At 43.3% G+C, this 8610-nt stretch carries 8 protein-coding genes; all 8 read right to left on the minus strand.

Annotated features, from left to right (window positions below):
- The coding region (locus tag JX312_RS05690; RefSeq protein WP_204457346.1) for an oligosaccharide repeat unit polymerase at positions 1–724 on the minus strand (724 nt) is incomplete at its 3' end.
- A 287-nt stretch (positions 725–1011) separates the two neighbouring features.
- Positions 1012–1626 (minus strand): sugar transferase, encoded by a 615-nt coding sequence (locus JX312_RS05695; RefSeq protein ID WP_204457347.1) that lies wholly within the window; start codon positions 1624–1626, stop codon positions 1012–1014.
- A 3-nt stretch (positions 1627–1629) separates the two neighbouring features.
- Positions 1630–2403 carry a glycosyltransferase family 2 protein gene (locus JX312_RS05700; RefSeq protein ID WP_204457348.1) on the minus strand — a complete coding sequence of 258 codons (774 nt, stop codon included), beginning with the start codon at positions 2401–2403 and terminating at the stop codon, positions 1630–1632.
- Positions 2400–3104, minus strand: a complete 705-nt coding sequence (locus JX312_RS05705) for a glycosyltransferase family 2 protein (RefSeq protein WP_204457349.1) — start codon at positions 3102–3104, stop codon at positions 2400–2402. Before JX312_RS05705 ends, JX312_RS05700 begins: the two co-directional genes overlap by 4 nt.
- Complete coding sequence (locus JX312_RS05710) at positions 3101–3940, minus strand: hypothetical protein (RefSeq protein WP_204457350.1); 840 nt, start codon at positions 3938–3940, stop codon at positions 3101–3103. Before JX312_RS05710 ends, JX312_RS05705 begins: the two co-directional genes overlap by 4 nt.
- 181 nt (positions 3941–4121) lie before the next feature.
- Positions 4122–5876: an alpha-amylase family glycosyl hydrolase gene (locus JX312_RS05715; protein ID WP_204457351.1), complete on the minus strand. Its 1755-nt coding sequence runs from the start codon at positions 5874–5876 to the stop codon at positions 4122–4124.
- Positions 5877–6004: 128 nt separating this feature from the next.
- Entirely contained in the window at positions 6005–6445 is a 441-nt protein-coding gene (locus JX312_RS05720; protein WP_123406439.1) for a GxxExxY protein, read from the minus strand.
- 78 nt (positions 6446–6523) lie between these two features.
- Positions 6524–8610, minus strand: a 2087-nt coding sequence (gene leuS, locus JX312_RS05725) for a leucine--tRNA ligase (RefSeq protein WP_204457352.1), incomplete at its 5' end; no start/stop codon positions are given.

Genomic DNA, 8610 nt, shown 5'->3' on the forward strand with positions numbered 1-8610 from the left:
TATGGGTTTCCGTGAATGTGTCAGATGGTTTGGCAACCTGAGCGAATTTTTCCATGCCTGATTTCCCGAATCTGATATTTCCTGCCAATCCGAACAGGAAAAGTAAGGCAATCAGTGATATCATGCATTTTAGCAAAAGCCTGATCGGTCTTTTTGATGTGACTAAAGACAATATCAATATTCCGATTATATTTGCTATGATTCCACCTCTGTTAAACATTAAAAAAAATGGGACAAATGTGAAAACACATATGACCAAAAATTTGAACTTGTCCTTTTTTACAGATGTTGATTTTAAGCAATATGTAGCATATGTGCACAATGCCGATATTCCGTTCACTATTATTACATGAATAATGGGCAATCCGAATTCCGAGTATTCGATTGTAACATTTCCTGTTGCATAACCAATCAATGGAACCGTTCCTGCGACGGCTGCCTCAATTAAGAATAGTAAATAAAATATCACAAGCCAAATTACCAATGGTTTGTGTTTGGGATTCTTAAGTGGTCTGAATGAGATTGTATGTCTTTTTAATGTTGCTACACCTATGCAAATGGATATAATTGAGGTAAATATTACAAAGAACGTAAGTTCTTCAGATAAAGGCGGGAACAGGCGGCTCCAACCTAAATTATACAGCAACCATACAAAAAGCCATGTTACACCGTTGAGGATAAATGGATTTGCGAAATAAAGATGATATTTGGTTACGTTGTTCACTCCTATAGCCTTGTTCCAGATGTTGGTGTGTATTATAATATATTATTATCCTTAATAATAAACCAATAAAATCTTATTTTATTATTTACTGTAAATGGTTTTTTCCAGATTGTCGATACATTTTTCGATTTTGTGAAGTTTTAGTTGTGTCAGATACTCAGACTTACATTCTTTGGAATTCGGCATTTTGGTTATGCCCTGCATTAAAAATCTACAAACTTCATATTAAACCTGATATAGTGCACAGATTTCGGTTTTCGATATATGCAATGTGTAAGCAGTATGTTTTAGAAAATTTTCCCGCTTATAATGAAGATTGCAGTTTTTGCGATAATCTTCACATCAAGCCATAAAGTGCGGTTTTCCAAATAGTCAAGATCCATTTCAAGCCGAATGAGCATCTTCTCCATAGTATCTGTATAACCATTATACAATGTGGCGTTAGAGAACAATCCGGGACGTGTGGAAAACAATCGGTTGTAATCAGCATTTACTGCTATAATCTTATCTATAAAGTAACGGCGTTCTGGCCGATAGCCTACAAAACTCATGTCGCTTTTCAACACATTCCAAAGCTGTGGGAATTCATCAAGATGATGTCCTCTGATGAAGCGTCCTATATTGGTCTGTCGATTGTCATCATCGCTACACAAAGTCGGACCTTCTTCTTTTTCAGCATCTACCCGCATAGATCTGAATTTATATAGTATAAAAGGGATACCCCCTTTCCCGATTCTTTCTTGACTAAAAATAGGTGTCTGTTTATCTTCTGCCCATATCAGGAATGCAATTATAATACAAGGACCGCTGAATATAATTATTGCTGCCAATGCAAAGATTATATCCAATGTGCGCTTTACAGCCAGCGAGGCTGTTTGAGAACGATTCCGCCTCTGGTTCATTTCTTAAATCGATTTGTGTCTTAATTTATATTTCAACATGTTAACTGCTTTCGGAAAAAGTCGTCTTACTATATAAAAACGGGAAACTTTAAAACCGTTATTATTAAATGCTCTAAGAATGTTCTGATTCCCTTTGATTATATTATGTATTGACCGTGTGCTTTCTCCGCCCATACGCATCTTTACAAAAGTTTTAGGTATATATCTGTTGGAGATTCCTTCTTTTTCAAGAAAACGCAACATCAACTCAAAATCGGCAGATACATCATATGTCGTGTCAAACTTTCCGAATTTATCATAACACTCTTTTTTAACATAAAATGTGGGGTGTGCCGGATGCCATCCTCGAAAAAATCCCCCTCTCTTGAATTGTGAGCCTCGCCATATCCTGACTATTTTTGAAGAATCAGCATAATTGACAAAAACCAAATCCCCATACACTGCATCTACATCGCGGATGTTGTCAGCTATCGTTTTTAAAACATCTGAATCGCAAAAAAAATCATCGCTGTTTAGTATTCCGATAATATCCCCGGTTGCCATTCTTAGTCCTTTGTTCATGGCATCGTATATGCCGTTATCTCTCTCGCTTATGTATTTCAGCCGTCCGAGATATCTGTTTTCAGCCTGACGTACAATCTGGATGGTATTGTCTGTAGATCCTCCGTCAATGATGATATGTTCAAAATCGGTATGAGTCTGCAACAAAACACTTTCTATCGTGTCTTTAATCGTTGCCCCGCTATTGAATGAGGTTGTAATTATTGAAATTTTCATCGATGAAGGTTAAGTCTTTTAAATAAATGCCAGAGAAGTATCATTCTATAGCTAATCTTTTTATGTAACGTAAAACTTCCCTTGAATGTTATAGAGGTTGTTGAATTATGTCGTCTGAATTTTATACCCTTAAATGGAACAAACTTGACATTGTGTTTTATTTCACATATTGAGCCTATCCAGATATCGTGCCACACAGGTAGATTGGGTGGAATAGGCAGAGCAAAATTGAGAATTTCTCTGTGAAAAGCCATCGTGCAACCCAAATATCCATTTCTTAACCAGTTGTGAAAAAAACCTGACTTGCATTTGCGGGATTTAAAGAATGAATACTCCGGTCGAAGATTGCTGTCGGTTATGATTGCATCGTGAACAACGCAACAATTGTTTTTTAACGCTTTCATGCAAACTTCTACTTTGCCAGATATCCAGACATCGTCCTGATCTGACAGAAAAATATAGTCACCTTTGGAATGTCGCAAGGCATTCTCAAAATTCCCGTTTACACCGTGATTTGAGCTATTGTGAAATAGTTTTATTCGTTTATCTTGAAAAGACTCGATTATTTCGCATGTCCGGTCAATTGATCCGTCATCCGAAATAATTAGTTCATCTTCATCGCTAATTTCAGACAATATGGATGAAATCTGGTCTTTTATATACTTTTCGCCGTTATAGGTAGCCATGCAGACGGAAATCATAATTTTTTAATATAAGGTTTGAAATTAGTAAAAAATATTGATAATGGTCTGAGAGACTTTGCGGACAAGCAGAGACTTACAGCTCTTTTCAAGACAACTGCGGCAATCATAGGTTTCCCGAAAGTTTTCAATGACGAATATCCCGACAGAGAGCGGCAGAAGAGTCCGAAGCGAGTCAATTTCGTTTCAGTTGAATCCGAGATGTTGCTGAAATTCTGAATACATGTCATGTCCATTAACCATGCTTCCGGATATTTTGAAGCGAATCTTTCGACAAACTGGAAATCGGAAAAGTCGAGGAAGACATTTTCATTATATCCTCCGCAACTTATGAAACTGTCTGTAGTAACCAGAATGCCGCTGTTTATCACCGCGTATTCCTTTAGCTCTATTTTACCCGGGACAGGCTTTCGCGTAGAAGGTCTGGGGAAATAAAACCTGCTTTTTACGGGCGAGATATATCTGCCGTCGGGAATCTTGACTGAGGGGATAAGCAACCGCTGGGTTGTATGTTCTCCTATATCACGCCTGTATGTTGCAAGGGCATTCTCCGGAAATATGGTGTCCTGATCTGTGAGCAGCAGCCAGTCGTAGCCGTTGGCGGCGGCGTATCCGGCGGCTCTGTTGTATGCCGCGCTCAATCCCGGATTGGAGGGATCAGAGAAGTATTTCCAGCTTTCCGGCAGACCGTCAGTATGTTGCGGATTCGGGGAGTTGTCATGAATATACACAGATTCCTCCTCCGACAATAATGTCTTGTAGACATTTGTGCCGGTTATCTTCTGATTGTATATTACCGTGACAATCAATATTTTTGCAGCTGAGGGATTTATCATAGCCGGTTTCTTTCAGTCTCTCTGTCACAGAAGTAATAATCAGTTATATATCTGCCTGCCACAAAGGGATTTGCCAATAATTTGTCCATGGATGCAAATTATTATGATTATAATAATCACAAATATAATAATTATAATCTTAAACAAGCTTTTTAATTCATCGCTAAATTTTATCCGGCGATTATTTGCTGACGTGGCGGAACTTTGGTTCGGCGGATGCCTTGCGGATGTTCTTCACCGGTTTGCGGATGGTGTCCGGCTTTGCGAGATTGAATCCTCCGAAACCTGCAGTGGATTTCCCGGCGGATGTGCCGACGCTTGCCGCCACATCGTTTGTGGAGGAAACAGAATAAGCGTCCGAAGTTGCAGCCGCTATGTCTGCTGTCTCCGAAGTCGCTTTGTGAGCAGGTGTGTGCCCGCTTCTGGCATGCGCCAGCTCGCGGAGACGTGCCCCGGAGTCGCGGGTGGTTGCCTTCACCCTGTAGCTTCCGGATAATGATGTCGTATGCCCTGTCGTGACTGCCGGAGGAGGTGTCATGCCGTCATACGGGGTTGACAATATGATGTATTGCCATGGCTGGAGCATTTTGGGGAGAGCGGCTTCCTCACCGGAGAATATGTCTCTGAGTCCGACAAGATAGGGTTCGCGGCGACCGAACGACAGCGGCGAGACCGTGTTGGAAAGGTTGACAGTGACGAATATCTTGTCTTTGCCGTTCTGACGGGTGAATGTCAGGACATCCGGGTCATATGTGGATATGAAGTTGGTGTTCTCGATGCGTTCGTCGGTGCCGAGTGCGGTATTGTGATGTTTAAGTGCATTCATTATACGATAGAATGCCGTAAATTCATTTTCCGTGTAATCAGGCTGTATAGAATCGTGTTCGAAGAATGCGAATGCATGGTCGAAGCCGACTTCTTGTCCGGTGTATATCATCGGCATGCCCGGTAATGTGTAACTTAACACGGCGAATGCCCCCGTGGCGGGTCCGAACCGCTCGAATTCCGTTCCTTCCCAGGAGTTGAGGTCGTGGTTGGTGATCATGTTCATGTGCACGCTTCCACGGGGATACTCGGTTTTCTGACGTTTTATAAGTGCCGGTATGTCCGCAGCAGTCATTTTGGGAAGATTGAGTTTTTTCTCTTCCGCATATTTGTTAACTCCTTTTGTGGCGGCTATTGCATTAAACACATCTTTCATCGGCCATGCGTAGTCTGCGTCGAAAGCCTTGCGCATCAGTGACGGGGTAGATGACTCTGCAAGCATGAAGATGGGTTTTATTGCTTGTAGCTGAGGACGAGCCTCTTCCCAGAAATCCGTTGGCACTTCTCCCGCAACGTCGCATCTGTATCCGTCGATGTCCGCTTCTCTGATCCAGAATTTGAGGACGTCGATCATCGCAGCGCGTGTCGCCGGGTTGGAGTAATCGAGTTTGTAGGTGTCTGTCCAGTCGAACGGACCGAACATCTCCCCCTTTTCATTGCGGGCGTAATATTCCGGATGTTCCGTGACCCATGCGTTGTCGCAGCCTGTATGGTTGCAGACTTCGTCAAGAATCACCTTCATGCCGTGGGCATGGGCGGTGCGCACAAATTCCTTGAGGTCTTCCATTGTGCCAAACTCCGGATTCACAGCTTTGTAATCTTTCACGGCATAATATGATCCGAGTGTTCCCTTGCGGTTCTTTTCGCTGATGGGGTGTATTGGCATAAGCCATATTATATCCACTCCAAGATCTTTGAGGCGGGGAATCTCGAGCTGCATCCCTTTGAGGTCTCTTGTCTTTGTGCCCTGACGGAGGTTTGCCTCATATATCACAGCGTTTTTCATCCATTGCGGCTTGGGGCTCCTTGCTCCGTTTTCCGGACCCTTCGCCAAACCATTTGCTGTGGCAAATGCTGCCACAGCAAACAATATAATTCCTAAATATTTCATTCCAAACTAATTCTAAATCAAACCAAATATTATTTTATTCCAACCACAATCAACCAGATAACAACCATATCTGTTATTAAGAAACTTCTTTTTTTAAGATAATCAGGTTGTCGGAATATGTTGCCAGTTTAGAAGACTTTACCATAATTATAAGGTGAATATTTCTTCCTTAGCTCATTAAGGTCGGTTGTGAACATTCCTTTGAATATATCAGGAGAATGAAAATTAACTAAAAGTCCTTGAGGTATGTCTGATAATTGAAGGTATGTGGCTAATTGTAAGAAATGCGATTTGTTCAATTCTTCCACTGCCTTAAGTTCAATTATTATTGAATTATTCACAATAATGTCAGCTCTAAAAGCATTTTCAATTCTGACGTTTTCAAAAGAAATCGGGATCGGAACCTCTTCCAGCACTTCGTATCCTTCTTTTTTCAATAATGCAACCAATAATTTCCGATATGCATTTTCAAGAAGCCCGAATCCAAACGTTCTGTGAATTTTTATACACAAGCGTTTTATGTTATACATCAGGTCCGCACTTTTGTCGCAAACGGTATTTTCATTCATGTGAGAATGTGGTTGTTGTGTGGTTTTAAGTGGTTGGAAAAAATCTCACTGTGGTTTGAGGAAAGTTGTGTCTATTGGTTAGATGACGATATTGACGATCTTGCCGGGTACTACGATGACTTTTTTAGGAGTCTTGCCGTCGAGCCAGCGGGTGGCATTGCTGTCTGATAGCGCAAGCTTCTCAACGTCTTCGCGTGAGGCATCTGCCGGAGCCTCAACCATGAAACGCGTCTTGCCATTGAAGCTGACCGGATATTTCATAGTGTCTTCAACCAATGCCTGGGCGTCATAGACAGGCCAAATGGAGTCGACCACGCTGCCTTCGTGTCCGAGGCGATGCCAGAACTCCTCGGCGATGTGTGGTGCGAACGGTGCGATAAGGCGTGTGATTGTATCCAAAGCTTCCCGGTTGGTTGATTTCAGAGAAGTCAGTTCGTTGACGGCTATCATGAAGGCGGCAATGGAAGTGTTGAAAGAGAAGTTCTCTATATCTTCCGTTATTTTCTTGATGAGCTTGTGCACAGCTTTCTTCTCTTCTCTGCTCATCTCCTTTTCTGCTGAAAGGTCTGCTTTCTCGAAAAGTCCCCAAAGCTTCTTGAGGAAGCGGTTTACACCATCAATACCATTGGTGTCCCAGGGTTTCGACTGCTCTACCGGACCGAGGAACATCTCATATAGGCGGAGCGTATCCGCTCCATAGCACTCTACGATATCATCCGGATTAACAACATTAAACATGGATTTAGACATCTTCTCCACTGCATATCCGCATATATATTTCCCATCTTCAAGTATAAATTCGGCATCAGCATATTCCGGGCGCCATTTGCGGAACGCCTCGGTGTCGAGAACATCGTTCGAGACGATATTTACATCCACACGTATCGAAGTGGTGTCATGTTCCTTGCGGAGTCCGAAACTCACGAACGTGTTTGTGTTCTTTATCCTGTATACAAAGTTTGAGCGTCCCTGGATCATACCCTGATTCACGAGTTTCTTGAACGGCTCCGGTTCAACAACAATACCGAGGTCGTACAGGAACTTGTTCCAGAAACGGGAATATATCAAGTGCCCGGTGGCATGTTCGGCACCTCCTACATATAGGTCTACGTTGCGCCAGTATTCATCAGCTGCCTTGCTTACCAATGCATTGTTGTTGCGAGGATCCATATAACGGAGATAATATGCCGATGATCCCGCGAAGCCGGGCATGGTGCAAAGTTCGATGGGATATCCTTCAGGTGTTGTCCAGTTTTCCGCACGACCTAAAGGAGGCTGTCCGTCTTCTGTCGGCAGGTAGCTTGAAACGGCAGGAAGCTGTAGTGGTAATGCCGACTCCTCCATGAGGTAGGCTGTACCGTCTTTGTAATAAACAGGGAACGGCTCGCCCCAGTAACGCTGGCGCGAGAAGATGGCATCGCGCAGACGATAGTTTACCTTGACCTTGCCGAGTCCCTCTTCCTCAATGAATTTTTTAGTTTTCGCTATGGCTTCTTTCACATCAAGTCCGTTGAGGTCGAGTTTCGTACCGCATGAATTGATCATCTTGCCCTCTTTGGCATCAAAGCTTTGTTCGGAAACGTCAGCTCCTTCTATCAGTGGAATAATGGGCAGTGAGAAATGGCGTGCGAACGCGTAATCGCGGGAATCGTGTGCAGGAACTGCCATGATTGCCCCGGTGCCATAACCGGCGAGCACATAGTCGCTGATCCAAACGGGAATTTCCTTTCCCGTAAGCGGATTGATTGCATAAGAGCCGGTGAACACCCCCGACACTTTCTTGTCTATCTGCCTTTCGCGTTCGGTCTTGTGTTTAACCTCATTGAGGTAAGCATCGACTGCATCTTTCTGTTCCGGAGAAGTAAGTTGTGCAACATATGCCGATTCCGGAGCAAGCACCATAAAAGTGACACCGAAGATGGTGTCGGCGCGGGTAGTGAATATTTCCAGCTCAATATCTTTCCCTGAAACCGGAAAGCGCATTTCTGCACCCTCGGAGCGCCCGATCCAGTTGCGTTGTGTCTCTTTGAGGGACTCCGACCATTCAACACCGTTCAGGTCATCAAGAAGGCGGGGAGCATATGCCGATACACGCAGGCACCACTGATTCATCAGTTTCTGTTCAACCGGGAATCCGCCTCTCACGCTAAGTCCTTCGCTCACCT

The sequence above is a fragment of the Barnesiella sp. CU968 genome, assembly GCF_905219685.1.
GTDB classification, from domain to species: domain Bacteria; phylum Bacteroidota; class Bacteroidia; order Bacteroidales; family Muribaculaceae; genus Lepagella; species Lepagella muris_A.

What these genes read in the sequence shown, in the direction of transcription:
- JX312_RS05720 (WP_123406439.1), bottom strand. Translation starts at nt 6,445, where the DNA reads ATGAATGAAAATACCGTTTGCGACAAAAGTGCGGACCTGATGTATAAC.
- JX312_RS05715 (WP_204457351.1), bottom strand. Translation starts at nt 5,876, where the DNA reads ATGAAATATTTAGGAATTATATTGTTTGCTGTGGCAGCATTTGCCACA.
- JX312_RS05695 (WP_204457347.1), bottom strand. Translation starts at nt 1,626, where the DNA reads ATGAACCAGAGGCGGAATCGTTCTCAAACAGCCTCGCTGGCTGTAAAG.
- JX312_RS05705 (WP_204457349.1), bottom strand. Translation starts at nt 3,104, where the DNA reads ATGATTTCCGTCTGCATGGCTACCTATAACGGCGAAAAGTATATAAAA.
- JX312_RS05710 (WP_204457350.1), bottom strand. Translation starts at nt 3,940, where the DNA reads ATGATAAATCCCTCAGCTGCAAAAATATTGATTGTCACGGTAATATAC.
- JX312_RS05700 (WP_204457348.1), bottom strand. Translation starts at nt 2,403, where the DNA reads ATGAAAATTTCAATAATTACAACCTCATTCAATAGCGGGGCAACGATT.